General features: G+C 64.2%; 19 protein-coding genes. 8 read left to right on the top strand and 11 right to left on the bottom strand.

Features of this window, described 5'->3' with window-relative positions:
- Nucleotides 1–147 precede the first annotated feature (147 nt).
- The 5 genes from ABWK72_RS23355 (at nucleotide 148) to ABWK72_RS23335 (ending at nucleotide 11498) form a co-directional block, all read left to right on the top strand.
- A complete protein-coding gene (locus ABWK72_RS23355; protein ID WP_367875375.1) occupies nucleotides 148–5985 on the top strand; it encodes an amino acid adenylation domain-containing protein in 5838 nt (1945 codons plus the stop codon).
- Between the two features lie 59 nt (nucleotides 5986–6044).
- Complete coding sequence (locus ABWK72_RS23350) at nucleotides 6045–10085, top strand: amino acid adenylation domain-containing protein (protein WP_367871986.1); 4041 nt, start codon at nucleotides 6045–6047, stop codon at nucleotides 10083–10085.
- 123 nt (nucleotides 10086–10208) lie between these two features.
- Nucleotides 10209–10628, top strand: coding sequence for a hypothetical protein (locus tag ABWK72_RS23345; RefSeq protein WP_367871985.1), 420 nt, complete (start codon nucleotides 10209–10211; stop codon nucleotides 10626–10628).
- Entirely contained in the window at nucleotides 10558–11076 is a 519-nt protein-coding gene (locus ABWK72_RS23340) for a PEP-CTERM sorting domain-containing protein (protein ID WP_367871984.1), read from the top strand. Before ABWK72_RS23345 ends, ABWK72_RS23340 begins: the two co-directional genes overlap by 71 nt.
- The gene (locus tag ABWK72_RS23335) at nucleotides 11076–11498 is read left to right on the top strand and encodes a MarR family winged helix-turn-helix transcriptional regulator (protein WP_367871983.1); all 423 of its coding nucleotides are present in this window, start codon (nucleotides 11076–11078) and stop codon (nucleotides 11496–11498) included. The genes ABWK72_RS23340 and ABWK72_RS23335 overlap by 1 nt, the downstream gene beginning before the upstream one ends.
- Nucleotides 11499–11529: 31 nt before the next feature.
- Here the strand turns inward: ABWK72_RS23335 and ABWK72_RS23330 are convergent, their stop codons facing one another.
- The 6 genes from ABWK72_RS23330 to purD form a co-directional block, all read right to left on the bottom strand.
- Nucleotides 11530–12321 (bottom strand): hypothetical protein, encoded by a 792-nt coding sequence (locus tag ABWK72_RS23330; protein WP_367871982.1) that lies wholly within the window; start codon nucleotides 12319–12321, stop codon nucleotides 11530–11532.
- A gap of 62 nt (nucleotides 12322–12383) precedes the next feature.
- A complete protein-coding gene (locus ABWK72_RS23325; RefSeq protein ID WP_367871981.1) occupies nucleotides 12384–14024 on the bottom strand; it encodes an RICIN domain-containing protein in 1641 nt (546 codons plus the stop codon).
- 479 nt (nucleotides 14025–14503) lie between these two features.
- Nucleotides 14504–15427 (bottom strand): aspartate carbamoyltransferase catalytic subunit, encoded by a 924-nt coding sequence (locus tag ABWK72_RS23320; RefSeq protein WP_367871980.1) that lies wholly within the window; start codon nucleotides 15425–15427, stop codon nucleotides 14504–14506.
- Entirely contained in the window at nucleotides 15417–15797 is a 381-nt protein-coding gene (locus ABWK72_RS23315) for a hypothetical protein (RefSeq protein ID WP_367871979.1), read from the bottom strand. The genes ABWK72_RS23320 and ABWK72_RS23315 overlap by 11 nt, the downstream gene beginning before the upstream one ends.
- 469 nt (nucleotides 15798–16266) lie before the next feature.
- A complete protein-coding gene (pyrR, locus tag ABWK72_RS23310; protein WP_367871978.1) occupies nucleotides 16267–16797 on the bottom strand; it encodes a bifunctional pyr operon transcriptional regulator/uracil phosphoribosyltransferase PyrR in 531 nt (176 codons plus the stop codon).
- Between the two features lie 39 nt (nucleotides 16798–16836).
- Nucleotides 16837–18093, bottom strand: coding sequence for a phosphoribosylamine--glycine ligase (gene purD, locus ABWK72_RS23305; RefSeq protein ID WP_367871977.1), 1257 nt, complete (start codon nucleotides 18091–18093; stop codon nucleotides 16837–16839).
- Nucleotides 18094–18269: 176 nt separating this feature from the next.
- Here purD and ABWK72_RS23300 point away from each other — a divergent pair, with 176 nt between their 5' ends.
- From ABWK72_RS23300 to ABWK72_RS23290, 3 genes are all read left to right on the top strand, one after another.
- On the top strand, nucleotides 18270–19718 hold the full coding sequence (locus ABWK72_RS23300; protein ID WP_367871976.1) for a hypothetical protein: 1449 nt from the start codon (nucleotides 18270–18272) through the stop codon (nucleotides 19716–19718).
- 4 nt (nucleotides 19719–19722) lie between these two features.
- A complete protein-coding gene (locus ABWK72_RS23295) occupies nucleotides 19723–20292 on the top strand; it encodes a hypothetical protein (RefSeq protein WP_367871975.1) in 570 nt (189 codons plus the stop codon).
- Between the two features lie 132 nt (nucleotides 20293–20424).
- Entirely contained in the window at nucleotides 20425–20589 is a 165-nt protein-coding gene (locus ABWK72_RS23290) for a hypothetical protein (RefSeq protein WP_367871974.1), read from the top strand.
- A 250-nt stretch (nucleotides 20590–20839) separates the two neighbouring features.
- Here the strand turns inward: ABWK72_RS23290 and ABWK72_RS23285 are convergent, their stop codons facing one another.
- From ABWK72_RS23285 to ABWK72_RS23265, 5 genes are read right to left on the bottom strand one after another with little or no spacing between them, the layout of a single operon-like run.
- Nucleotides 20840–21862 carry an ABC transporter ATP-binding protein gene (locus ABWK72_RS23285; protein WP_367871973.1) on the bottom strand — a complete coding sequence of 341 codons (1023 nt, stop codon included), beginning with the start codon at nucleotides 21860–21862 and terminating at the stop codon, nucleotides 20840–20842.
- On the bottom strand, nucleotides 21859–22848 hold the full coding sequence (locus tag ABWK72_RS23280; protein WP_367871972.1) for an ABC transporter ATP-binding protein: 990 nt from the start codon (nucleotides 22846–22848) through the stop codon (nucleotides 21859–21861). The genes ABWK72_RS23285 and ABWK72_RS23280 overlap by 4 nt, the downstream gene beginning before the upstream one ends.
- On the bottom strand, nucleotides 22845–24911 hold the full coding sequence (locus ABWK72_RS23275) for an ABC transporter substrate-binding protein (protein WP_367871971.1): 2067 nt from the start codon (nucleotides 24909–24911) through the stop codon (nucleotides 22845–22847). The genes ABWK72_RS23280 and ABWK72_RS23275 overlap by 4 nt, the downstream gene beginning before the upstream one ends.
- Entirely contained in the window at nucleotides 24908–26218 is a 1311-nt protein-coding gene (locus tag ABWK72_RS23270; protein WP_367871970.1) for an ABC transporter permease subunit, read from the bottom strand. The genes ABWK72_RS23275 and ABWK72_RS23270 overlap by 4 nt, the downstream gene beginning before the upstream one ends.
- A complete protein-coding gene (locus ABWK72_RS23265; RefSeq protein ID WP_367871969.1) occupies nucleotides 26215–26466 on the bottom strand; it encodes a hypothetical protein in 252 nt (83 codons plus the stop codon). Before ABWK72_RS23265 ends, ABWK72_RS23270 begins: the two co-directional genes overlap by 4 nt.

The raw sequence follows: 26466 nt of genomic DNA, 5'->3' as shown, positions 1-26466 counted from the left end.
TTGCCTGCTGCGGTCTCCAACAGCGGCACCGCCATCGAGCAACTGATGGCGAATCAGATTCAGCTCATGCAGGCGCTGCTGGAATCCCAGCGCGGTGGAGTTCCGGCGGCTGCCGCTCCGGCACCCCCAACCAATGGACTTGCTACGGTGGCGTGGCCCGCCGGTCACGCCCGCAACGTTTCCGCCAACGCCCGCTTCGGTCCCTACAAGCCGATCGACAAGGGCGAGAACGGCGGCCTCACCGCGACCCAGCAGAAGGCGCTCGACGAACTGATCGCCCGCTACGTCCGCAAGACCGCTTCCTCGAAGGCCTACACCGCCGAGCACCGCGAACACTACGCCGATCCGCGCGCCGTTTCCGGCTTCAAGTCGCTGTGGAAGGAAATGGTCTATCCGATCGTGTCCTCCCGCTCGAAGGGTGCGAAGATCTGGGATCTCGATGGCAACGAATACGTCGATATCACGATGGGCTTCGGCACCTACTTCTTCGGCCACTCGCCGGACTGGTTGATCGAGGCGGTCGAGAAGCAGCTCAAGACCGGCATCGAGATCGGGCCGCAATCGCCGATCGCGGGCAAGCTCGCCAAGGCGATCTGCGAGCTGACCAACATGGAGCGCGCGACCTTCTGCAACACCGGCTCCGAAGCGGTGATGGCGGCGATGCGCCTCTCCCGCACGATCACGGGTCGCACCCGCATCGCGTATTTCACCGGCGACTACCACGGCATGTTCGAGGAAGTGCTGGTGCGCGGTGCCTGGATCGATGGCGTTTACAAGGCGCAGCCGATCGCGCCCGGAATCCCGCAATCACTCGTTGAGAACATGCTGGTGCTCGACTACGCGGATCCGGCTTCACTGGAGATTCTCAGGGCCCACGCCCACGAACTGGCCGCGGTGATGGTCGAGCCGGTGCAAAGCCGGGCTCCCGGCCTGCAGCCGCGTGAGTTCATGCAGGAAGTCCGCGCGATCACCAAAGCCTCCGGCACGGCGCTGATCTTCGACGAAGTGGTGACCGGTTTCCGCTGCCACCCCGGCGGCGCGCAAGCCTACTTCGGCGTCGAAGCCGACCTGGCCACCTACGGCAAGGTCATCGGCGGCGGCATGCCGATCGGTGTCTTGGCCGGCAAGCGCGAATACATGGATGCGCTCGATGGCGGTGCCTGGAACTACGGCGATGATAGTTTCCCAGAGGTCGGCGTAACCTTCTTCGCCGGCACCTTCGTGCGGCATCCGCTGGCATTGGCCGCGGCTTGGCGCGTGGTGGAGCATTTGAAGGGCGAGGGCCCACGCTTGCAGATCGAGGTGAGCGAGCGGGTGAGCCGTTTGTGCCGCACGCTCAATGACTATTTCGCCGAGATCGGCGTGCCGATCCGCCTGCCGCACTTCAGCGCCTACGCGGTGATCGAGCACGCGCCGGAACTGAAGTATGCCAGCTTGCTCTGGTACTTCCTGCGCGAGCGCGGGGTGCATATCTGGGAAGGGCGTCCGCTCTACTTCACCACCGCGCATACGGACGAGGATCTGGACCGCGTGGTGCGCGGCTTCACCGGAGCGGTTACCGACATGCAGGCCGCGGGCTTCCTGCCGGTATCCACCGTGGGCCACGAGGCTCCGACGGTCTTCCCGCGCCGCGATGTAGCGCCAACCACCGAGGCCCAGCGCGAGATCTTCCACTCGCTGATGATGGGCGACGATGCGAACTGCTCTTACAACGAGTCGAACGTGATCCGCTTCGAGGGCACGCTGGATGCCGCCGCGCTGCAAAAGGCGCTGGCCGATCTCGTGGTGCGTCACCCGGCGCTGCGCAGCAGCTTCAGCGAGGATGGCCAGCAGCAGATCTTCCACGCCGCTCCGCGCGAGGTGGAAGTCGCCACGCACGATTTCTCCGCCCTGACCGCGGATGCCCGCGACCTCCACTGGTCGCATGCCCGCGAGGACGAGGCGCGCACGCCCTTCGATCTGGTTCACGGTCCGCTGCTTCGCTTGCAACTCGCACGGCTGTCCGCGGATACGCATGAACTGCTCTTCACCGCGCACCACCTGGTCTGCGACGGCTGGTCCTTCGGGATGATCCTGATGGAGCTGGCGCAGGCCTACAATGCCCGCAAGGCCGACCGCCTGCCGATGCTGCCGCCGGCGATGTCCTTCGCCGACTATGCCCGCCTGGAAGTCTCTAACAAGGACTCCGCCGACCGTGTTGCCGCCGAGAGCTTCTGGGTCGCCAAGTTCTCGACCGGTGCGCCGGTGCTGGAACTGCCGACCGACCGGGCCCGCCCGCAGTTGAAGACTTATGCGGGCGCGATGGAGGCGATCACGCTGGATGCGGACCGCTATGCCCGACTGAGGAAGGCTTCACCGAAGCTGGGCGGAACGCTGTTCGCCACCTTGCTCGGCACTTTCGCGACGCTGCTGCATCGCCTGACCGGCCAAGAGGACCTCGTGATCGGCGTGCCTGCCGCCGGACAAACGCGGATCGGCCGCGACGAACTCGTGGGCCACTGCCTGAACTTCCTGCCGTTGCGCTTGAACGCCGCCGCGGATCGCCCTTTCCGCGCTTTCGCCGCCGAGGTGAAGGAGCAGGTGCTGGAGGCTTACGATTACCAGGACTACACCTTCGGCAGTTTGCTGAAGAAGCTGACCCTGCCGCGCGATACCAGCCGCCTCCCGCTGGTGACGGTGATGTTCAACATCGACAAATCGGGCAGCGACCAGATCGCGTTCGATGGCCTCAGCTTCGACGTCGAAACGAATCCGAAGCGCCACGTCAATTTCGACCTCTTCTTCAACCTCGTCCAGACCGACGAGAGGATGATCGTGGAGTGCGAATATAACACCGACCTCCACGACGCGGCCACCATCCGCCGCTGGCTCGGTTGCTTCGAGCAGCTGATCGAGAGCACGATCGCCGATGGCGACGCTGCCCTGCAATCGCTGCCGATCCTCACGCCGGATGAAAGCGCCCGCATCCTCGGCGAGTGGAACGCCACGCAGCGCGACTACCCGCGCACAGCCACCCTGCCCTGCCTGATTGCGGGTGTGGCGGCCCGGGTGCCGGACAAAGCGGCGGTGAGCTGTGGCAATGTCTCGCTGACCTACTCCCAACTCGACCAGCGCTCGAACGCCATCGCCGCCCGCCTGCAGACTGCGGGCGTGAAGCGCGGCGACCTGGTGGGCATCCACCTCGAGCGCTCGACCGAAATGGTCGCAGGCTTGCTGGCGATCCTGAAGTGCGGCGCGGCCTACGTGCCGATGGATCCGACTTTCCCCGCGGAACGACTGGCCTTCATGGTGGAAGATGCGCACATGCCGGTGATCCTCTCGCAGACCACGCTTCACCGCGAACTGCCGTCTTCGCTCGCGGTCGTGCTGCTGGCAGATGAGATTCCCGGCGATGCCTCGGGCTTCACCGCGGTCGAGGCGTTTCCGGAAGACACCGCCTATGTGATCTTCACCTCCGGCTCGACCGGTCGGCCAAAGGGCGTGCGCATCCCGCACCGCGCGGTGGTGAACTTCCTGAACTCGATGCGTCGCGAGCCGGGCCTCTCGCCGGACGACGTGCTGCTCGCCGTGACCACGCTGTCCTTCGACATCGCCGGGCTGGAGATTTTCCTGCCATTGACGACCGGGGCGGAGACCCTGATCGCGACCCGCGAGATGACCATCGACGGACACCGCCTCGCGGAGACCATCATGAAGCGCGGGATCACCGTGCTACAGGCCACGCCCTCGACCTGGCGGCTCTTGTTAGAAGGCGGCTGGACCGGCAAGCCGGGCTTCAAGGCCCTCGTCGGTGGTGAAGCCGTGCCGCGCGATCTGGTCAACCGTCTGGCCCCGCTCTGCGGCGAGGTCTGGAACGTGTATGGCCCGACCGAGACGACGATCTGGTCCACCACCACGCAGGTCTTCGCCGGTGAAGGTCCGGTCCTCATCGGCCGCCCGATCGACAACACGCAGGTCTACATCGTGAACGCCGCGATGCAGCCGCAACCGGTCGGCATCGCCGGCGAATTGCTGATCGGCGGCGACGGCCTCGCACAAGGCTACCACGAGCGTCCCGACCTGACCGCCGACCGCTTCATTCCTCTCCCGAAGGCACTTCATTCGTCATCCGGAAATTCTTCATCCGGCATTTCCCCACTCTACCGCACCGGTGACCTTGCACGCTGGCTGCCGGATGGCTCGGTCGAGTGCCTCGGCCGGATGGACCACCAGGTGAAGGTTCGCGGCTTCCGCATCGAGCTGGGCGATATCGAAACGCATCTCGAACAGCACCCTGCCGTGGCGCAGGCCGTGGCCCATGTCCACGACGGCCGCCTCATCGCCTACGTGAAGGCCGGCAGCAGTGGAGGCGGCGACGGCACCGCGATCTGGCAGGACCAGTGGGATCTGCTCTACAAGTCCGCGATCGACCAATCCGGCAGCGACAAGCTCGACCGCCTGGATTCCGTGATCGCCGGTTGGGCGGGTGCCACGGACATCGACGCGCAGGTGACCGAGTGGATCGACATGACCGCGGCGCGGCTGCGGCAATACGGCCCGCGCCGCATTTTCGAAATCGGCTGCGGCACCGGCCAGATCCTCTCGCGCTTCGCCAGCGAGACCGAAATTTACTGGGCCGCGGACATCTCGCAGGTCGCCATCGATGCCCTGCGCAAGAGCCTGCCGCATCCGCACTTGAAGTTCCTCCACCGCCCGGCGGATGACTTCAGCGAGATCCCGGAGCAGTATTTCGATACCGTGGTGATCAACTCGGTGGCGCAGTATTTCCCCGATGCCGCTTACCTCACCCGAGTGCTGCAAGGTGCCGCGCGCAGCCTGAAGCCCGGTGGACGCATCTTCCTCGGCGACATCCAGGGCAATGCCTTGCTCGCCGCCCATCACGCGGAGATCCTGCGCGAGCGCGCTCCCGATGGCACCACCTGCGCCCAACTCCGCGAGAAGATCGCGCAGCGCCTGGCCCGCGAGACCGAGCTCTCGCTCGATCCGGCGTGGTTCGACCGCCTCGACGTGCCCGGCCTCGCCCATGTCGAGATCCAGCTCCGCCGCGGCAAGATGGCGAACGAGACCACGACCTATCACTACGACGTCATCCTCCATGTCGGTGAGAAGCCGCCGGTGCAATTGGTCACCAAGTGGCGCCAATGGGAGCGTCTGAATTTGGAGCAACTTGAAGCGATCCTTGCCGAGGGTCCGGACGAACTCGCGATCGCCGGAATTCCCGATTTCCGCTTGAACTCGCCGCTCGGCTTCCTGCGGGCACTCGAGCATTCGCCCGAGAGTGGTCCCCTGCCCTTCGCTCCCGGGGTTCCCGGAAACGCCCTGTCCGCGGAGGCTCTCTTCGCGGTCGCGGAGGCCACCGGCTACCGGGCTCACGTCCGCTGGCGCGGCAATGGCAGCGCGGGCCTGATCGATGCGATCTTCCTACCCGCAGGCAGCGGCTGCCTGCCGCTATGGCCGATCCAGGCGACGCCCGCGCCGCTGGCAAATGTGCCTCATCACGACACGCCCTCCGCTCCCGGCGGTGAATTGCCCGGCGCGCTGCGCAAGCACCTGGCCGGCAAGCTGCCGGACTACATGGTGCCTACGTCATTCGTCGTACTCGATGCCTTCCCACTGACGCCGAATGGCAAGGTGGACCGCAAGGCCCTGCCCGCTCCCGGCAGCGAGGAAAAACCCGCCCGCGACATCGCCGCCCCGAAGAACGAGACCGAGCGCCAATTGGTCGAGATCTGGAAGCAGGTCCTCGGTCTGCGTGAGATCGGCACCGGCGATGACATCTTCGAGCTCGGCGGTGATTCGATCCTGATCTTCCAGATCAGCACCCGTGCCACCCGCGCCGGGCTGGCGCTGAGTCCGGCGCAGGTCTTCCGCCACCGGAATATCGCCGCGCTGGCCGCGGATCTGATGGCGGCACCCGAGACCGCCACCGCCGCAGCGACCACCATCCAGCGTGTCAACCGCGATGCCTATCGGCGGAAGCTCTAGGCTCCCTGAATTCCGAGATTTCAAGTTCATCCACCCGTGTTCATCCTCCCCCCACCCTGATGAGCCAAGCCCCGCAAACCCAAGACGCTACCGCCGCCCCTCCGGACGACGGCGCGGAGTTGCTTGCCTTCCCGGCGTCGATCGCCCAGCAGGTCTTCTGGTATCTGGAGCTGCTCCAGCCCGGAGTCACGGCCTTCAACATCCCGATGCGCTTCCGGCTCGAGGGACCGCTGGACCTGCGCCTGTTAGAGCGGAGCCTCTGCACGATCATCGATCGCCACGAGGCCCTGCGCACGCATTTCGAGGAGGACGACGGCGAGCTGCTGCAAGTCGTGAGGCCGGATGCGGATTTCACCCTGGAGGTCCACGATCTCACCGGCCTGCCCGAAGAGGAGCGCCAGACGGAAGCGGACCGGCTCGGCAGCATCGAGGCGCAACGGCCTTTCCACCTTGCCACCGGACCGGTGTTCCGCGCCGAACTGGTGCGGCTTTCCCCGACGCTGCACATCCTGCATGTCACGGTTCATCACGCGCTCTTCGACGGATCCTCGATGACGGTGCTGACCGAGGAACTGGCCGCGGTTTACCAAGCCTATTTCGAAGGAAAGGACTGCCCGCTCGATCCGCCGCCGATCCAATACGGTGACTTCAGCGTGTGGCAGAAGGACTTCCTCGCCGGTCCGGAGATCGCGAAGCAACTGGCCTTTTGGAAGAGCCGTCTCGCCGGTATGGCCGAGCTCGATCTACCGACGGATCACCCGCGCCCGGCGGCCAAGACCTGGAACGGCGAACTGATCTCGGCCCTCTTGCCGCGGGAACTGACCCAGCGCCTGCAAACGATCGCCGCGGGCCATGGCGCCACGCTCTATCATCTGCTGTTGGCGGCTTACAAAGTCCTGCTGCACCGCTACAGCGGTAGCACGGACATCGCAATCGGCTCGCCGATCACGGGCCGGACCCGCGCCGAGTTGGAACCGCTGATCGGCGTCTTCATCAATTCGCTGATCCTGCGTAGCGACCTTTCCGGCGATCCTTCCTTCGAATCGCTGATCCGGCAGGTGCGGGATACCGCGTTAGAGGCGGTCGAGAACCAGGACCTGCCCTTCGAGTGCCTGGTCCGGGCGCTCAAGCCGGAGCGCGACCCGAGCCGCAACCCGCTCTTCCAAGTCAACTTCACCCACCAGCGCTCCTTCGCGAAGGCGGGACGATTCGGCGGCGTCGAGCTGATCCCGATTCCCTCGCGTTCGCCGGGCGCGATCTTCGACCTGCACTTCTTCATGGTCGAGCGCGCCGAAGGCTGGCGCGTGACCTGCGACTACAGCAGCGATCTCTTCGACCGCGCGACCGCGGAGCGCATGCTCGGGCACTACCGGCAACTGCTCGAGAACATCGCGGACGATCCGGCCAAGCCGCTCTCGCAGCTCGATATCCTGACGCCCGCGGAGACGACGACGATCGCCAACGAGTGGTCGGGCATTCGCACCGACTATCCGCGCGACTCGAACATCGCGGCGCTCTTCATCGAAACCGCCCATGCCCACCCGCAGCGCACGGCGATCGAATTCGGCGAGTATTCCTTCAGCTACGAGCAGCTGCTCGCCGAGGCTTCGGCCATCGCGACCGACCTGACCACGCTCGGCCTCAAGCCCGGCGACATGGTCGCGCTCTGCACCAAGCCCGCCCCGGAGATGATCGCCGGCCTGCTCGGTATCCTCATGGCCGGCGGTGCCTACGTTCCGCTTGACCCCTCCTACCCTGCCGAGCGCCTCACGCTCCTGTTGGAAGAGAGCGGTGCCAGGCTCGTCCTGGCCGCCGGGGATTGCCTTGCGGCCTTTGTCCCATGGCAAGGCGGCAGCGTCATGCAGTTGCCGGTGGTCGGCAGCGCCTCGCCCTTCAATGGCATCCCGGAAGTCGCGATCACCGCGGAGTCTCCGGCCTACTTGCTCTTCACCTCCGGCTCGACCGGGAAGCCGAAGGGCGTGCTGGTGCCGCACCGCGGAGTGGCCCGCCTGGTGCGCGGCTGCGACTTCATCGAGATCACGCCGGACGACGTTTTCCTCCAAGCGGCACCACTATCCTTCGATGCTTCCACCTTGGAAATCTGGGGCCCGCTGCTCAATGGCGGCAAGCTGGTGATTCCGTCCTCCGGCACCGGTCTCCAGGATATCGCGAGTGCGGTCCGCGACAAGGGAGTGACCACGCTATGGCTGACCGCGGGGCTCTTCCAGGTGATGATCGAAGAGCACGCGGATTCCCTCAAGGGCCTGCGCTACTTGCTCGCCGGTGGTGACGTGCTTTCGGTCCCGCATGTCCGCCGCGCGCTCGAAGAACTTCCGGGCACCACGCTGATCAACGGCTACGGACCCACGGAGAACACCACCTTCACGACCTGCCACCGGATCACGCCGGCCGATTGCGAGCGACCCTCGATTCCGATCGGTCGTCCGATCGCGAATACCAGCGTCTTCATCGTGGATGAACAGGGCCGACCAGTTCCCGCAGGCATCCCCGGCGAACTCCTGACCGGCGGCGACGGCCTCGCTCTCCGCTACCACAACGACCCCGCCCTTACCTCGGAAAGATTCACCGCCCCCCCGGAGGCACTTCATTCGACATTCGGAAATTCGGCATTCGGCATTTCCCCTCTCTACCGCACCGGCGACCTCTGCCGCTGGCTGCCGGATGGAAGCATCGAGTTCATCGGCCGCCGCGACCATCAGGTGAAGGTCCGTGGCTTCCGCATCGAGCTCGGAGAAATCGAGTCGGTGCTGGCCTCCCACCCTGAAGTCCGCCAATCGAAGGTCGCGGTGCGCGGCGAAAGCGCCGAGACCAAGCGCATCCTCGCCTGGGCGATGCCGGAGCAGGGCAGCCTGCTGGATGCCTCCGCCCTGACGGCATGGCTGGCCGAGCGCCTGCCCGCGTATCTGCGTCCGGATGGCGTGATGCTGGTGGAAAATTTCCCGGTCACCGCGAATGGCAAGATCGACCTCGCGGCCCTGCCCGATCCCGCACATGCCGCTGCCTCGGAGGCGAAACCCTTCTCCGCGCCTACCGGCGATACCGAGCAGAAACTCGCTTCTCTCTGGAGCGAACTACTACAAGTTCCGGAGATCGGTCGCGACGATGATTTCTTCGCGCTCGGCGGCCACTCGCTGATGGCGCTGCGCCTCTTCTCCCGCATCAACCGCGAATTCGGCCGCACCCTGCCGCTGGCCGCTCTCCTCAATCATCCCACGGTCGCCCGTCTGGCCCTGCTCCTTTGCCCGGAGACGGCAGCGACCGCCGAACTCCCCGCGGGCAGGGGCCACTTGGTGACGCTCTCCGAAGCCGGAGCCGGTGCTCCGCTCTTCTGCCTGCATGGCGGCGATGGCGGAGTGCTCTTCTACCGTGCGCTCGCCGAGCGGATGCCACGGGATTTCCCACTGCACGCGATCGAGTCCCTCGACCTGAGCAGCAACGGCCCGATCGCCCCGGCCTCCGTGGAGGAAACAGCCGCGGCCTACGTGCGGACCTTGCTCGCCATTCACCCCGGCGGTCCCTTCCGCCTCGCGGGCTACTCTTTCGGCGGCGTGGTCGCGCACGAGATGGCCTGCATACTTGAAGAGCAGGGCCACCGGGTCGACTTCCTCGGGCTCTTCGACACCCACAATCCCGTCGCCCCCGCCAAGCGCTACTCGCTGGGCGGGCGCTTCAATGCCTTTTGGCAGCAGCAGCATGACCTGCCGCTGCCCGCCCGTCTTGAACGGCTCCGCGAGCGCATCGCCGAGGGCATCGCGACCAACCGCCGGGTCAAGGCGGAAGTCGCCGCCGCGCTCGGCAACGGCCCTGCGGAGGCGCACAGCGATCTGCGCCGTGTGCAGGTCCGCGAGGAAAACTGGCGGGCGATGCAGGCTTACCGCCCGCGGCGCTTCGAAGGACGGATCACGCTCTTCAAGGCGATGACCGCGAGCGACAAGGTTGAATGGCCGGACGACTATGGCTGGACCGATTTCGCCGGCCACGGGCTGGAGATCGTGCCGGTCCCAGGGCGACACCTGACTCTCTTCGACGAGGAGAATGTCGGCTCCCTGGCCACCGCCTTGGCGGGAAAATTAGCATGAAATCCCACGCATCCGTAGAAATGCGTAAAATTCACCCCAAAGCCTTGCCGGAGCGCGAATTTTTTATAGCGGGCTCCGGGTGAAACTGCTAGACGCCCCGTGCTGTTTCATCCCCCCACCACCATGCTTCGAATCAAAATACCCCGATTCGCGCTGCCGATTGCCCTGCTTTCTGCGGCGGCTCACGGACAGTCATACGTCGATCTGAGCTTCTCGAACAACGTCCAGCCGGCGTTGGAAATGTATCCGAACAACTCCACGCTAGGGCCTTATTACAGTTCGGCCCTGCAGATGGATTTCACCGGTGCCGGCAACTACAACGGCACTTCCATCGACGTCCGGGCCACGATGATCGGCCTGACCCAAGGCGAGTCCTCGAACATTGTCGGCGCCAGCACCTACAACTGGGTCGGCTGGATTCCCGACTACAACGGCTCCGCCAATAACGACGACCTGGGTGTCTACTATCGGCATGATGGCAACCCTGCCCAAGCCGTGGGCGGCATCGCATGGACCCTGTTCTTTCTTCACCGGCGGGAGTGACTTTACGACGCCGATCACTTTGCCGGGCGTTCGCTTCCTGATCTACGATCACGACGGCGAGCCCGGCCAATCCGAAGCGATCCGCGCTTTCGGCAGCGATGGCTTCGCTGGCTATCAGCTCAACGACGCGAGCGGGATCGGCGTGCAGGACGAGGGCGATAGCTGGCGTTTCGACGCGGCCGGCGTGGGACAATCCGAGACCGGCCCGGGTGGCGGCATGATCCTCTACTATCACGATACCTCCTCGATCCGCTTCGATATGTTCTCGACCACGAGCCCGCAATTGCCCGCCCAAAATAGCGGGATCTTCGGAGCTTGGGATGGGAATCTCGGCGTCAACGGCGGCGGGACCGACGGCTTCGGCGATTTCGTGCCGGTGCCCGAGCCTTCCACTGCCGTGCTTTCGGCGATGGCCGCGATCAGCCTCGCGCTGCGCCGCCGCCGCTGATGCCAGCACAAAACAAAAGTCTGAAAGACACCGACTACGCCCGGCTGGCGGACTTCCGTCACGCGCTGCGTTGCTTCCTGGAATTCAGCGAAACCGCCGCCGCCCAGGAAGGACTGACTCCCCAGCAACATCAGGCGCTGCTGGCGATCCGCGGCAGCCCGGATGCCGTGGCGTCGGTAGGCCAACTGGCCGAGCGGCTGCGGATCCGGCACAATACCGCCGTCGGACTGGCCCAGCGGCTCGAGCTTGGCGGACTGATCTCAAGGGAAGCGAGCGCCGTGGACCGGCGCTCGGTGCTGCTGCGCCTGACCACGGAGGGCGGGGAGAAGTTGGAGCGGCTGAGCCTGGTTCATCGCGCCGAATTGAAGGAGCTGAGCCCGCAGATGATGGCCCTGTTCAAGAGCTTGGGGCAGGTGGAGTAGCCGGTCGCCCGCGGGGACTTGTCACCGGCTCTCAGCGGGAGCTATTGCCAAGGGACTTCATTTCCTGGATCTCGCCCATGGCGCGATCTTTCACGGGACCTTCCGGAAAACGGTCCACCCATTGGCGGACGGCTTCCGGGTCTTTCAGGAGCCACTGATGGACGATGGCCACCGCAGCTTCCTCGTGAGGCGCGCCGGAGAGAGCCGATTCCGAAAGCATCGCTGCGGCTTCGGCCGGTGCCGTGACTGCGCGTGCCTGGACGAGCTGCGAAAACACGCGGTCACTGCCTGCGCCACGGGGTGACTCTTCGGCCCACGAGAGGGCCGCTTCGAAGTCGGCGGCTGCCCATCGGGTGGCAATCGCCTCCACGATGCCCTGGTGAAGCTGGTTCACTTGGGCGATGCGGATCGCTCCACGCGGGTCCAGCGCAGCCCCTCCGAGGCTGACATGGGTAAGCGCGCGCTCGCGTTCGGAGGGATCGGCCAAGGAAGCAGCCCAGCGTTCGGCCGCGGCCGGTGCCTTGCTAGCCCAGCCTTGGGCCAACTCGCGAACCGCATTCTCCCGGGCGGTGTCTTGCGGCATCGCGGCAATCAAACGCGCTTGATCCCGGAAAGGGTCATGCGTGTCCGGCTCGCGCGAGGCGTGGCGATCCCCCGAGCGAAGATCGCCTTCCCCGGACAGAGCCGCGGGGAAGGGATCGCCGTGGGTGCGACCGGCACGGCCCGGCTCACGGGCCCGCGGAGGATTCCCCGCAGGCCTGGTGAGGAGAATGGCAGTTCCAAGCAGGACAGCGCCCGCAGCCAGCAGAGTCAGCCGTTGCATCCGAATTCGAATGAATGGGAAAGGCCGGGAACCGGAGGAATTCCGGTTCCCGGCGAAACATGTCACTGCACGCGCTCCAACTCGAACTGCTGCCACGCGTTGCCGTTGTCCGGGTGTTGCTCCAGCGGCACGTTGTTGGCGCCATTGCCACCCGGGATGTCCCAGGTCAGGCCGGAGTGCACGAAGTTGAACTTGAACTTCCCGTTCAGCTGCGGGCGGATCCAGAGCTTCTGGTCATTGGCGGCGGCATTGTAGTCCCAAAGATGGCCATCCTCGCCGGCTGCCGTGGAGCCATACTTGACCGAGATGGCCCGGCCCAGGGCCGCAAGGCTCGCTGCCTTCAGGCGGCCTTCACCGCTGCCCTCGAAGCGCCACTTGAACCACGGGTTGTTCTCCCATTGATACTGGATGATGTTGTTGCCGTTGTTGCCATTCCCGCCTTGGACGCAGATGTATTTCCCGGTCGAGGCCTTGATGAAGTAGTCACCCCAGGGTTGCAGGCGCCAGAGCTGGTTGGCTCCGGCCAGCTGATCGAACTGCAGGATCGTGGCATTGTTCGCCGTGCTCCAGTTCGCCACGTCCAGCACCTTGCCGCTGCGGACGTTGCGCAGCATGTACCAACTGTTGCCGGCGTCGATGAGGTCCCACTGTTGCGAAGTATTGCCTTCGTTGTAGTCCCACGCGTGCAAGCGCGCACCGTTGGCCGTCGAGTCACCTTCGATGCAAGCCGCCTTGCCGCTCACCGCGGAGATCAGCTTGAAGTGGCCGTTGGGCGTCGGCTGTAGGAACCAGCGCTGGTTCGGACCATTGTAGTCGTAGCTCCACTGGTTGATCTGCGCGCCGTTGGACTGGTTGCCGGCGATCAGGTCGACCGACTTGCCGCTGTTCTTGTTCACCAGCATGAACTGCGCCTGGGCACCCGAAGGTGGCGGGGGCGAGCCCCACTGATAGACACGCACCCAGTCGACCAGCATCTTCGAGGGGAAGGCATTGTTATCGACCGCGAAGCCCGGCCAGTTTCCGCCGACCGCGAAGTTCAGGAGGATGAAGAAGTTGTTGTGGAACTCGCTGGTGCCATTGACGCCGCCCGCGATGTTCACGGAGTGGAATTGGGCGCCATCGCGGTACCAGCGGATCATGTTCGCATCCCACTCCACGGTGTAGGTGTGGTAGTCGGTGACAGCCGTTCCGGTGTTCCCCGTGTAGCTGGCGTAAACATTGGCGGGATCGGACCAGTGTACGGTACCATGGACGATGCCCTCGGTATTGATGTGCTCCATGACGTCGATCTCACCGCAGGCGGGCCACCCGACCTGGGGAATATTGTCACCGAGCATCCAGAACGCCGGCCAGGAGCCGGTGAAGTTGGGCATCTTGATGCGCGCCTCGATCTTCCCATACTTCCACGACTTCTTACCTTGGGTTTTCAAGCGGGCGGAGGTGTAAGCCTTGCCCCCGAAGTTCTCGAGCTTGGCGGTGATGGCCAGGTTGTTGTTCTCGATCGTGGCGTTCTCGGCGCGGTAATACTGGAGTTCGTTATTGCCCCAGCCGTTGCCGCCGGTGCCGGTTTCGAACACCCAGTCGGGCCCGATGCTGCCGTTGAACTCGTCCGCCCAGACGAGGTTCCAGGATTGCGCTCTAACAGACGCAGTGCCTGCTACCAGCGCGAGCAGCGCCATTTGTATTCTCCCAAGGGTTTTCATGATGAAACGCGTTTGGATTTTTGGTTTTGGGTGGGTGGGTTGGGTTGTATCGGGTTTGTTCCCTCTTCTCCGCCTCAAGGGCCACGTGGCTCCAAGGGCCGGAGAAGTTCAAACGCTGAAGCTTGCACAACGCCACTTCATGCCCCGGCCAAAAAGGCAGGACACGAAGAGCTTGCAGCGTATAGGGCGCACGCCAACAGAAACTCGGAGCAGTGCGATTAACAGGGTTTAGCCGTGCACCCTACCGGGCAAGAGACCTTTGCCAAGAACTCGTTTCATTGAATTGCATTCGCACGAATCAATACGGTGGAATGTTAGAGCAACGCTCATCTTCGGGGCTCAGAAGTGCCGTCGCTGCCGCGATTCTGGTCGTGGGAACCAGACCCGTCATTAGATAATCTTACTCAAGGTCGAACCTACCAGACCAATCTGTTAGATGCCGATCTGTATGACAAACGGGAGCTGTCCGACCTAGATTCTCACTCTTCCCCACCCGGCTTCAGCCAGTAGAGCACCGCCATCCGCACCGCGATGCCGTTCTCGACCTGCTGGTTGATGAGGCTGCGGGAATAGTCCATGGCGGCATCGCAGAGTTCCACGCCGCGGTTCACGGGACCGGGGTGCATGAGCCAGAGGCCTTCGCCGTCGAGTCGCTTGAGGCGCTCCTCGGTGATGCCGTAAACCCTGTGATACTCGCGCAAGCTGGGGAAATACTGGACATCCTGTCGCTCCATCTGGACACGTAGCAGATAGACCACATCGGGCTTCCACTTCATGGCCTCATCGTAATCCGTGAAGCGGCGGGTGTTCTCGGGACCGCACTTCGGGACCAGCGAGCCGGGGCCGAGATAGGCGACTTCCACGCCGAGGCGCTTGAGGATGGTGCTGGTCGAGCGGGCGACGCGGCTGTGCAGGATATCCCCGATGATCAGGACCCGCTTGCCGGTCAAATCGGGGAAGACTTCCTTGATGGTGAAGGCGTCTAACAGACCCTGCGTCGGGTGCGCATGTGCCCCGTCGCCGGCATTGATCACGCTGGCCTTGGTCATGCGGGCGATCATGCCGGGCAGGCCGCTGCGGCCGTGGCGGACGACGATGAAGTCGGTGCGCATCGCCTGCAGGGTCTCGATGGTTTCGCGGACCGACTCGCCCTTGACCACGGAGGAATGCGGCACGTCGAAGTTCGTGACATCCGCGGAGAGGCGCTTGGCAGCGACCTCGAAAGAGGAGTGGGTGCGGGTGCTCGGCTCGTAGAAGAGCATGAGCACCGACTTGCCCTTGAGCGCGGGGACTTTCTTGACGGAGCGGGTGAAGAGTTCCTTGAAGGGAACGGCTTGATCGAGCAGGAGGTCGATCTCCTCCCGCTGGAGCGAGGCGATGTCGAGCAGGTCCTTACGGGCCATAGGTGGGTGAGAACTGGTGGTTGATACCGAAGGCGAGAATGAGCACCGCGAGGATGGCGATGAAGCCGGCGTGGTGGCGCGAGCGCGGCTTCTTCCACGCGAACCATCCGGCGAGGAGCAGGCCGACGACACTGAAGCCGGCGAGCAGGCCGAACCCGAGGGTGCCGAGCCAAGGCTTGCGGGAAAACTCGGCCATCGCGATGGTCGGGAACTCGGGTGAAGGAATCTGCGGGGCCCACGCGGCGAGCCAGCCACAGAAGGCACCGCACAAAGGCAGCAGGTAGCCGAGGGCGGTAAAATACCAGGGAGCCGTGAGATCGAGAATGTGGCTGATCGCCTGGTCCGGTGCCGCGGCTTGGACGCGGCGCATCTCCATCAACTCCCGGTCATTGTGACGACGCTGCGGCAGCGCAGGAGCGTCAATGCGGACGATGGCGACGGCGGGGTCCAGAGGCTTGGGCTCAATGATGCCTTGCTCGGACTTGCGAAGCGAGCGGACGGCCTTGGGCTGGCGAGGGACGATGGTCGGCAGGTCTTCCCCGACGGGGGGGGATTTGAGATCCGAAATTTCAGATTTCAGATCTGAGATTTCAGATTTGAGAGGGGCGTGGCCGCTAGCGGCCTTCCTTCCGAAAGATTCCAGCTCTGAAATTTGAGATTTTGGATCTGAGATCTCAGGTTTCGGATCTGAAATTTGAGATTCAAGATTTGAGATCTCAGGGTCCTCGGTGGCCTCTGCCACTTCACCTTCCGCGGCAGCCGCGCCGGGAACGCCCATGGCCTCGCGGAGTTTCGCGATTTCCTCGGCGGTTTTCCGGCGTTGGGGAAGCATGGCTGGGCTACTCAGGGGTTCGTTCGACGACTTCGATCTTGTCCTCTCCATCGCTCGCTTCCAAGGAAACATGCACGTGATCGTGTCGCGCGGTTTCCAGGACGATGCCGGTATAGTCCGGCTGGATCGGCATCTCGCGGTGGCCGCGGTCGATCAGCGTGGCCAGCTCGACCTTGGCCGGGCGGCCGTAGTCGGAGAGCGCATCCAGAGCGGCGCGGATGGTGCGACCGGTGAAGAGCACGTCATCGACGAGGATGATGTGCGCGCCATCGACGGTGAACGGGATGTCGCTCTCCTGAAGCTTGGGGTTCTCGTGGAGGTGCTCGTAGTCGTCCCGGTAGAGCGAAATGTCGAGCACGCCCATGGCGAGTTCACGGTCTTCCTCGGCGAGGCGGTTGCAGACGCGTTCGGCCACCTCATCGCCACGGCTGCGGATGCCGACGAGGGCGATGGGTGCGCCAGCGGTGCGCTCGCGGATCGCGGCGGCAAGGGCGGCGATGCCCTGCTCGATGTCATCGGGTCCGAGGATGCGGCTCATGAAGTGTGGCTCAGTGAATGACGGATCGAGACAGACGATTCAGCCTTCAAAGTGGAGGATGCCGATGTCACGGCGGCGTTGCGAGCCGGCAAAGCTGATTTTGTCAGCCGCGGCATGGGCGGCGGCGACGGCCTCCGCACGGGTGGTGGCACCGGCGACGGCGGCGAGAACCCGGCCGCCGTTCGTTTCCCAGCGCCCCGCCGGATTGAGGCGGGTGCCAGCGTGATAGACGCGGTTTTCCGCGGGATGATCGAGGCCTTGGATCACATCGCCGTTGCGGGAACTTTCGGGATACCCGGCGGAGGCCAGGACCACACAGACGCTCCAGCCTTCGTCGAAAGAAATCAGTTCGGGCTTCAGCTCGCCCTTCGCCCCCGCGAGACAGAACTCGGCAAGATCACCCTTCACCAGCGGCATCACCGCCTGGCACTCGGGATCGCCGAAGCGGCAATTGTATTCGATGACCTTCGGACCCTGCGGCGTAAGCATGAGGCCGAAGTAGAGGAAGCCTCGGTAGGGCAGGCCTTCCTGGCGTAGCCCGGCGACGGTGGGAGCAACGACATCCCGCTCGATCTCCGCGAGCAATTCCGCGGGGATCAATTGGCGGCTCGCGACCGCGCCCATGCCTCCGGTATTCGCCCCGGCATCGCCCTCGCCGATGCGCTTGTAGTCGCGGGCGGGCGTGAAGATCAGATAATGGTCATCGACGATCGCGGCGAAGATCGAGACCTCCGGACCGGTGAGGAATTCCTCCACCAGCACCCGGCCGGGGCCGAAGCGGTTCTGCGTGAAAACCTCGTCGAGGAAGGCCGCCCCTTCCCCTTCGTTCATGCAGACGGCCACGCCCTTGCCCGCGGCCAGGCCGTCGAACTTCAGGACGGTCGGGTAATTCCCGGCGATCGCGGCGCGGGCTTCCTCAAGGGTCGCCGCGGCAGTCGCAGAGGCGGTCGGGATGCCGTGGCGGAGCAGGAATTGCTTGGCGAATTCCTTGCTGGCCTCGAGCTGGGCCGATTGGAAATGCGGGCCCCAGCAAGGGATCCCGGCCTTCTCGCAGAGATTGGCCAGGCCCTCGCCCTTCACCAGGTAGCTTTCCTCGCCGGCGATGCAGAGGTCGATCTCGTGGACTTCCATCCACTCGACCAAGGATTCGAGGCCCTCCGCCGCCACCGGGCGGGCGAGCAGGTGAATCGCATCGCTGCCGGGGAAGCAGTACAAGTAGGGAGCAGACGGGGATTCCGCCAGCGCCCTCACCAGCGCGTGCTCGCGCCCTCCCTTGCCCACGACGACGATTTTCATTTCCGGGGCGGTTTTGGGGGGAGCCGGGGGAAGTTCCAAGTGAGAAGTTCATTCCCCCTACCCGCGAGCAAGGCCATCTGCCCGCGATCCAACAGTTGATTCTTCCTAAATATCAGCTCCACTTCGTTTTCCCTCGCATCGTGGTGCAGCTCAGATAGGCGGTTCCCATGCCAAAAATGGCTCTACTGTTGGGCACGCATGCGCTTTGCCTCCTCAGCGGCGGCATCTTCCTCTACTTTCGTCCTCCGCTTGGAACAGCCCCCGCGGCAAGCGCAGAGCGCCAAGCCGAGGCTCCCATCGTCATCAGGGACCCCATCTCAGCCGAGAGCGCCGCAATGGCCACCCAGGCGATCGCCTATGCCCGGGGAGCCCCCACCGGGTATGACCCTGTGGAGGCGCTCCGACTCGCCAATCAAATGGCTCCCGGCGAGGGCGAAAAGCAAGTCCGCGCCCTCACGGAGGACGGAGTGCTCGGGATCCCCCCCGGCGCGAAATCCGCCGCGGCTTATCTTGCGTGGTTTCGCGAGAATCCGGAAGCCGCCCTGCACTTGTATCTCGGGACCAACCATGTCCGGAAGGAGCTTCTCGCCCAAGCACTGGAGCAGATCCCGCTGCAGGAGCACATCGCCTTGGCTAAAAAGTTCCCCCTCTTCTACCGCGGCTTGTCCAGACTCTACGAGTTGCTCGCGCCGCGTCTCGCGGCGCTCGATGCCAAGGAGGCCGCCGCCTTGATTCAGGGGAACTTCTCCACCTCCACGCCAGGCGACCCGATTCGTGACGTGGTCCGCGCTTGGCCATCGGACGACTTTGATGGCTTGGCCGATCTTGCCATAGCTGCCAAGGACCCGGCTCTTGTGATGCTCGTTCTCGAGGACGAGAAGAACGGGAGGAAAGCCTATCAACTCTTCCGGCTCCTGAAGTCGCGGGGCTACCTGCCAGCGCTCTCCGAGAAGGGCCCATACACCGAGCACGGCCTGCGCCGGCGGCTCTGTCTGCATGCGGGGCCGGAAATGCCCCTGGATGAGCGTATTGCCGAAAGGGGCTGGGCTTGGGGACTGAGCAAGCCCTCCGCCGTAAATCGCGAGGCTGCACTCGGGCTATTCGCCCTTTGTGACGTCCACAACTCCATGAATAGCGGGCACGACCTACGCCATGCCTTCCGCCACGGCGTCATGACCGCGGAGCAAGTCCTGGCTGCGGTGGAGACAGCCCTCCCGGAGCTCACTGCGGCTGCCGCGCGGGAGGTCCGTCTCAATGTCTTTCGCGTGCTGGCCTGGGAGAATCCTCTGGCCGCATCCAGCCTGCTGGCCAGCCTGCCGGAGAAGGAGCGAAAGCCCGCGTTGCTCAACTACAGCACCTCTGACTTTATCGAGGGGAATCCTGCCGACTTCCACGCCATCGTCGCCCTTGCGCCCGGCCCCGATAGCCCCGAGGAAACCCAGGCGCGCACCGCCGCGTGGGAGGAATTTTCCAAGGGTGCTTACCGGAAATCCGCCGATGACTACATCGAGTGGGTCCGCCATTTGCCACACGGTCCGAACCGGGATGCCGCCCGGGCCACCTTGGTCCAGCGGATCAAGCATAGCCCCCATCTCTATCTCGTCGAAGAGTTCCAGAAGCCCTGATCCCATGAATTCATTCTCCACCCGCCGCTGCCTGCTGTTAGGCACCACGCATCTGCTTGCGATCGCAGCCGGAGTCGTTCTCTTCCGCAGTATTCCCGGGTTCCCGCCGAAGGTGCAGGCCCCGCCAGCCCCCGCCGTCTCCGGGCTTCCAAAGGAGGCAGCCGATCCTCCTTCAGGCGAACGACGCCCTGAGAGTCCGCCCGCCGCCAGCGTCTGCGAGGCCGCTTGGCGGACACTCGCCTGGCAGGGCCTCCCCCTGGCGGAACGCCGCCGTGCCGGAGCCCTGATCCTGCGCGATTGGATACAAGCGGATTGGCGCGCGGCGCTGGATGCCGTGATGAAGGAAAACTCCTCTGATAGCATCTATCTCGGCGAGTTCCTGGACCAGTTCGTCCGCGACCCTATCGCCCCTTGGGAGATTATCGAAAAGAAAACATATGGGGCCCGAACCGATTCCTTGAAGATCTATTGGAGAGAAGCCCTCCTTCGGGTCAGCCCGAACAATCCTGCCCGCCAGAAGATTCTCACCAGTCTTCCCGAACCGGCGCGGAGGGCCTTCGTCTCCGCCCGCTGACACCCACCCGTGGGAATTCAGGCGTGAGCGGCCCTCCGGTCCTTGGAATTTGGAGTTGAACCCCGGAATTTCAGGCCCCCCACCCGTCATGACGTAATGGTTCACCGGCCCGATCCATGGGATCCTCCGTGCATGACCAGCGCCACCCTCCACCGCCGTCTGCTCCGCCTCCTCGCCGGTGCCATGCTCGCCACCACGGTCTTCGGCCTGCCGATTGAAGGACCGAGGCGGAAGCTGCGCATGGCCGAAGCCGAGCCGGTGCAGAGCCACCAGGTAGTGGAAGCCCGGCAGGCTTGAGCCGGTCCAGCTTGGAGTTACCAGGCAAGATCCAACTCGCGACCGCCGGAACGAGCTTCGCAGATCGAAGCGATTTCAACCTCCCCACTGGAATCCGCTTTCCACCGTCCGGCCAAGGCAGCCCAAGCATCCGCCATGGCTTCCGATTCTTTGTTCCCGGTCTCGGAAGAATTCTCCTCCCGACCGGAAGAGTTCTCTTTTCCGATGTTCATGGCCCGAGACTACCGGCTCGCAGGGAATGCCACAAGCCTCAGGGCCCCGCTTCGGCGGTTTTCCCCGCGATCCTCTTCCAATCCGCTTCCTCCAAGCAGCACGGATCCGCCGCCACCCAATGCCCGGGTTCAAGCTCGCGCAGCGATAGGTCCGCGCCAATCGTCTCCTCGTAGCGCGGATGCTTGATGCGGTGGCCGAAGGCGCTGCCCTTCGGCGGGTCGATCGGCGAGGGCACATCGCCCTCCAGAAGAATGCGCTTTTTCTCCAGCGTGGGATCCGGCTCGGGGATCGCGGAGAGCAGCGCCTTGGTGTAGGCATGCTTCGGGCGATGGTAGATCGCATCGGAGTCCGCCAGCTCGACGATTTTGCCCAGATACATCACCGCCACGCGGTCGGAGATGTGCTTCACCACCGCCAGGTTGTGGGCGATGAAAAGGTAGGAAAGCTGGAGGTCGCGCTGCAGCTCTAACAAAAGGTTCAGCACCTGCGATTGCACCGAGACGTCGAGCGCGGACACCGCCTCATCGCAAACGATCAGCTTGGGGTTCAAGGCGATGGCGCGGGCGATGCCGATGCGCTGGCGCTGGCCGCCGGAGAACTCGAAAGGGTAGCGGTCGGCAGCGGCGCTCTGCAGGCCCACCCGCTCTAACAGCTCATCCACCCGCTTGCGCCGTGTCTGGGAGTTTCCCAGGCCGTGGATCACCAGAGGTTCCTCGATGATCTCGCGCACGCTGTGGCGGGCATTGAGCGATTCCACCGGATCCTGGAAGATCATCTGGATCTGGCGGCGCAGCGGCTGCATCCCGCCGCGACTCAGCTTGGTGATGTCCTTGCCGTCGAAATGGACCGAGCCCCCGTTGGCCTCGTTGAGGCGGACGATCGCCCTTCCCAAGGTGGACTTCCCGCAACCGGACTCGCCGACCAGGCCGAGGGTCTCGCCGGGCGCAATGTCGAAGGACACGCCATCGACCGCGCGCACCGAGCCGATCTGGCGGTGGAAGAGTCCACCCGAAACCGGGAAGTGCACCTTGAGATCGCGGACTGATAGGATCGGTGTCATACCTCGGTGGATGCGTAGCAGCTCGGACAGGCCTCGACCCAATGGCCGGGGCTTACCTGGATGAAGGGAGGGCGCTCGCGCAGCAGCTTGGAAACCTGGCGATCCAGGCGCTGGCAGAAGCGGCAGCCGGGCACCAGATCCTTGAGCGAGGCGACCATGCCCGGGATCACCGGCAGGATCGCCTTGCGCGGCGTTTCCAGTCGCGGGATCGAGGCCAGCAGACCGCGCGTGTAGGCGTGCAGCGGACGGGCGAAAAGCTCCTTCACCGGCGCGCGCTCGACCACCCGGCCGGCATACATCACCACCACTTCGTCGCAGGTCTCCGCGATCACTCCCAGATCGTGCGTGATGAGAATGAGCGACATGCCCATCTCCGCCTGGAGGCGCTTCATCAGATCCAGGATCTGCGCCTGCACCGTGACATCGAGCGCGGTGGTCGGCTCATCGGCGATCACCAGATCGGGCCGCAGTGCGAGGGCCATGGCGATCACCACGCGCTGGCGCATGCCCCCGGAAAGCTGGTGCGGGTAGTCCCCTGCCCTGAGTTCCGGCGCGGGAATCTTCACCAGCCGCAGCATCTCGACCCCTGCCTCCCAAGCCTTCCTCCCGCTCATGCCCTTGTGGATCATGAAGCACTCCGCGAGCTGCTTGCCGATCCGCTGCACCGGGTTGAGCGCGGTCATCGGCTCCTGGAAAATCACGCCGATCTCGTTGCCGCGGACCTTGCGGATTTCCTTCGGGCTGAGCCGCGTCAGGTCGCGGCCTTTGAAGTTCACCTCGCCCTGCAGGATCTTGCCCGAGGGCTGCGGCAGCAGGCGCACGATCGACATCGCCGTGACGCTCTTGCCACAGCCGGACTCGCCCACGATTCCCAAGGTCTTCCCGCGGGCAATGTCGAAGGACACCTGATCGACCGCGCGGACGAGTCCCGCATCGGTATCGAAGGCCGTGATCAGATCGCGGATCTGAAGGAGGGGTTCGCTCATTCGGCGGTCTTCTTTTCGCGGTGTTTGTCGTAGACCGTGTTCTTCTCCGGGAAGCTCTTCCCCGACTTCATCGCTTCCAGGGTCTCCTTCTTGATATCCTGATCGATCCACAGCACGTGGTTCATCTGCGGGTCATTGCCGAGGCGGACGTTGAAATCATCCGGCCAGCGCACCCAGCGCCAGAAAGCCGTGCGGAAGAAAGGCCGCCGGATCGCCGGTACCCACACGGCGCGCTCGTGGAAGATCTCCTCAAGCTGGTGCGTCGTATCGCGCACCACCTCCTCGCTTCGCGCCGCACGGTTCGCCTCCAGGATGGGGTCCACCGTGGGATCTGCGAAGACCGAGATGTTGTTGGTCATCGGCTTCGGCTTGTCCGTCCCCGGCTCGTAAGCCTCCTTCGAGTGGAAGCCCTGATAGAAGTCCGGGAAGGGCAGCTGCCCCTGCCAACCCAGCAGCGCCATCTCGTGTTCCTTGCGCTGAATCTTCGCGAAGAAGGCACTGTTGTCCATGCCCTCCAGCTTATACTCCACGCCGGCCTTCTTCGCCTCCTCCTTGATCCGCAGCATCCACGAATCATACTGCGGCTGCTTCAGGTAGCTGATGGTGAAGGACAGGCGGCGGCCCTGCGCATCCTGCAGGATACCATCCTGCCCGGCTTGGGTGAAACCGGCCTTGGCGAACGCCGCACGTGCCAGAGTCACATCGAAGGGCCGTGTCTTGAGCGTCTGGTGGGAATAGTTCGCATAGCCGGCCTCCAGCGTGTTCAGGCGCTCGGCATCCCCGCGCAGGTCGAAGTCGATCACCTTCTGCCAATTCGAGGCATGCTGCAGGCCGATGCGGACATCCTGATTCCCTAGCAGCGGCTGGTGGTGGTTGAGATAGAGGCCCACCGAAATCGCCGGGTACTGATTGTAGTAAGTGACCTTCTCGATGTAGCCCTTGAAGACCTGCGGGATCTCGGTCTGCTCATACCACTTGACCGGATCGATCGGGAAGAACAGGTCCAGGTCCCCGAGCTTGAACATCTGAAACACTTTCTCCGTATCCCGGACCAGCAGGTATTCGAGCCGGTCGGGATTGAAACGGTAGCGGTAGTACTTGCGGTCCTTTGCCCACCAGTCCTTCACGCGGGTCAGGGAGATCGAGCGGCCCTTGCGGATGTCCTCCGCGCGGATCTCGTAGGCCCCGGTGGTCGGCCGCGGACGCCAGTTGTAGCGCGCCTCGAAGTCGGGACCGAATTCCTTGAAGAAGTCCTCCTGATAGACCCACGACCCGCCTGCAACATACGGGGCCAGGGGCTTCGGCGTGGACATCCGCAGGCAGAAGTAATCATCCCCGTAGCTCGCGATACCCCAGAATTCCTCCCCCACGTAGTTGCGGTAGAAGGGCTCGCTGAGGTAGTCGGAAAGGTACATGTAGTACGACATCATCCAGTCGCGCGATGTCACCTTCTTGCCGTCCGACCAGCGGGCCTCGGGATCGATGTGATAGTAAACCTCCTGTCCGTCAGCCGACACGGCCCAGCGATCCGCCAGCCCCGGAATCATCTTGGCCGTGTCCGGGTGAAGCATCACGGGATACAGCTCGATGTCGTCCGTGTGATAGGAACGGAAGCTGTTGTTCGCCTCCGCCCCGATCGGACGGATGGTCGCGGGAAAAGCGTAGCCTTCCAAGTAGTAGTGCAGGGTCCCGCCCTTCTTCGCCTGCGGCGAGCCGATGTCCGGCTGGTCCTCGCCCGAGGTCCACTGCAGGTCCTGCGGCAGGTCTTCGGGCTTGAGGAATTCGAAGTAGGTGGGCCGCTCGCTGCGGCGCTTCAGGCCATCGAGCAGCGCGGTCTTTTCCTTCCGATCCTTATCGGAGAGCTGGCCCGCCAGCGCGGCCTCGGTCGCCTTGAGATCGGTCGCCAGCTTGGCCATGACCTTCGCGTTGTAGCTCTTGTAGAAGGCCTCGCGCTCGGCGGTGTTGTCGTACGGTTTGGCGCTGAGATCCTTCTTGCAGGAACTCAGGAAGAAGCTCGCCAGGCCCAAGGCGAAGGCGGCGATGATAAGAGCCGGTCGCTTCATTGGTAGGTGGTGAATTTCTTGGGATCGAAGGCCTCGCGGATCGCCTCGCCGATGAAGGTGATCAGCAGCAGCACGCTGACCATCACCGCGAAGACCGAGCATACGATCCATGGCGAGGAAAGGTTCGAGGTGCCGTCTTCCAGCACCCGGCCCCAGCTCGGATAGCTGTCCGGCAGGCCGAAGCCGAGATAGTCCAGCGCCGTCAGCGAGGTCGCCAGACCGGCGAAGGTGAAAGGCAGCAGCGTCACGATCGTGGAGATCGCATTCGGCAGGATGTGGCGGAAGATCACCCGCGCGGTCCCCGCTCCCTGGACCCGCGCCGCCGCGGCATAATCGCGCGCCTTCTCCCGGTAGGTGGCGGTGCGCAGATAGGCCGAGATGCCGATCCAGGAAAAGGCCGCAAAGATCACCACGATCGTCATCAGGTCGATGTTATCGCGACCGATGTTCGCGGTGATGATGATCACCACCAGCAGGAAGGGGATGTTGCTGATGATCTCGACAATCCGCTCCACGATCAGGTCGAAGGCTCCGCCCAGGTAGCCTTGAAGGCAGCCGATGGTGATGCCCGCGCCGTAGATCAGCAGGAAGAAAAGGAAGGCCGCCTTCACGATCACCTGAAAGCCTCCGAAGAGCTGCGCGGCGATATCCCAGCCGTTCGAATCCGTGCCCAGAAAGTGCTGCTCCGCGAGGGTGGGCGGCGCGGGCTTGTAGAGCAGTTGCACCCAGGGGATTCCCGCGGCCACAGGTCCGCCATCTTCGGCGGAGGTCTCCACCAGCTTGCCCTCGAACCAGGTCTGCTTGCCGGCGAATTCACCCTTGCCATCGAAGAGCGTGGCCGGCCCCTGCAGCAGGCCGCTGCGGAAGCGCGCGTCGCGTAGCTTGATGTCCTGGCTCTTCGGCCAGTACTGCACCGCATAGCCGCTGAAGGGCTCCTTGCCGCCGGGAAAGTAGATCTTGCCCTCCGACTCCACCAGCGGGCGCTTCTGGAGTTCGTCGGAATCGAGCACCGGGTCCCAGGGAACCGGCGGCATGATTACCTTGCCGCCTTTGTTCTCCTCCTTGAAGCGCTTGGCCAGCACCCGGTAGTCCACTTCCTGGTCCTCCCCTCCGCCGAAAAATTCCTCGGTATAGGTCCTCTGTTGAAACGCGGGGAAAAGCCACTCCCCGTTATAGTTCACCGCCAGGGCTCTGCGGCCGACCAGCGTCTGGTCCAGCGCCGCCAGCACCAGCAGGAACACGAAAATCCGGAAGGCCCACCAGCCCCGGCCGATCGCCTGGAAGCGGCTCAGGCGGCGCAGGGTCAACGGATTCCAGTGGAAGCCCCCCCGAAGGCGATCATCAGGACGCCGACCAAGCCGGTCAGACCCGCGAAGGCATGGCCGATGTAACGCTCCTGGGTATATCGCCAGTCACCCGGCCGGAAGGCTCCCGGCTCGGCATGGAAGGAGTAAAACCACCGCAGCGAGGGCAGCGAGAGTCCGGCCTCATACGACCAGGCCGCGGCGATCGCCACGAGGATCAGGAGCAGTCCTATTTTCCGGGGAAAGGTCAT

It is taken from the genome of Luteolibacter sp. Populi (assembly GCF_040801775.1).
Lineage (GTDB): Bacteria > Verrucomicrobiota > Verrucomicrobiia > Verrucomicrobiales > Akkermansiaceae > Haloferula.
The sequence above is the reverse complement of the archived record's forward strand: the minus strand, read 5'-3'. Positions and strand labels throughout refer to the sequence as shown.

Excerpts from the sequence above, each read along its gene's own strand:
- ABWK72_RS23265 (WP_367871969.1), bottom strand. The coding sequence starts at position 26,466 with ATGACCTTTCCCCGGAAAATAGGACTGCTCCTGATCCTCGTGGCGATC.
- pyrR (WP_367871978.1), bottom strand. The coding sequence starts at position 16,797 with ATGAGCCGCATCCTCGGACCCGATGACATCGAGCAGGGCATCGCCGCC.
- ABWK72_RS23280 (WP_367871972.1), bottom strand. The coding sequence starts at position 22,848 with ATGAGCGAACCCCTCCTTCAGATCCGCGATCTGATCACGGCCTTCGAT.
- ABWK72_RS23300 (WP_367871976.1), top strand. The coding sequence starts at position 18,270 with ATGGCTCTACTGTTGGGCACGCATGCGCTTTGCCTCCTCAGCGGCGGC.
- ABWK72_RS23335 (WP_367871983.1), top strand. The coding sequence starts at position 11,076 with ATGCCAGCACAAAACAAAAGTCTGAAAGACACCGACTACGCCCGGCTG.
- ABWK72_RS23320 (WP_367871980.1), bottom strand. The coding sequence starts at position 15,427 with ATGGCCCGTAAGGACCTGCTCGACATCGCCTCGCTCCAGCGGGAGGAG.
- purD (WP_367871977.1), bottom strand. The coding sequence starts at position 18,093 with ATGAAAATCGTCGTCGTGGGCAAGGGAGGGCGCGAGCACGCGCTGGTG.
- ABWK72_RS23290 (WP_367871974.1), top strand. The coding sequence starts at position 20,425 with ATGACCAGCGCCACCCTCCACCGCCGTCTGCTCCGCCTCCTCGCCGGT.
- ABWK72_RS23330 (WP_367871982.1), bottom strand. The coding sequence starts at position 12,321 with ATGCAACGGCTGACTCTGCTGGCTGCGGGCGCTGTCCTGCTTGGAACT.
- ABWK72_RS23285 (WP_367871973.1), bottom strand. The coding sequence starts at position 21,862 with ATGACACCGATCCTATCAGTCCGCGATCTCAAGGTGCACTTCCCGGTT.
- ABWK72_RS23340 (WP_367871984.1), top strand. The coding sequence starts at position 10,558 with ATGATGGCAACCCTGCCCAAGCCGTGGGCGGCATCGCATGGACCCTGT.
- ABWK72_RS23345 (WP_367871985.1), top strand. The coding sequence starts at position 10,209 with ATGCTTCGAATCAAAATACCCCGATTCGCGCTGCCGATTGCCCTGCTT.
- ABWK72_RS23325 (WP_367871981.1), bottom strand. The coding sequence starts at position 14,024 with ATGAAAACCCTTGGGAGAATACAAATGGCGCTGCTCGCGCTGGTAGCA.
- ABWK72_RS23315 (WP_367871979.1), bottom strand. The coding sequence starts at position 15,797 with ATGCGCCGCGTCCAAGCCGCGGCACCGGACCAGGCGATCAGCCACATT.
- ABWK72_RS23275 (WP_367871971.1), bottom strand. The coding sequence starts at position 24,911 with ATGAAGCGACCGGCTCTTATCATCGCCGCCTTCGCCTTGGGCCTGGCG.
- ABWK72_RS23350 (WP_367871986.1), top strand. The coding sequence starts at position 6,045 with ATGAGCCAAGCCCCGCAAACCCAAGACGCTACCGCCGCCCCTCCGGAC.
- ABWK72_RS23295 (WP_367871975.1), top strand. The coding sequence starts at position 19,723 with ATGAATTCATTCTCCACCCGCCGCTGCCTGCTGTTAGGCACCACGCAT.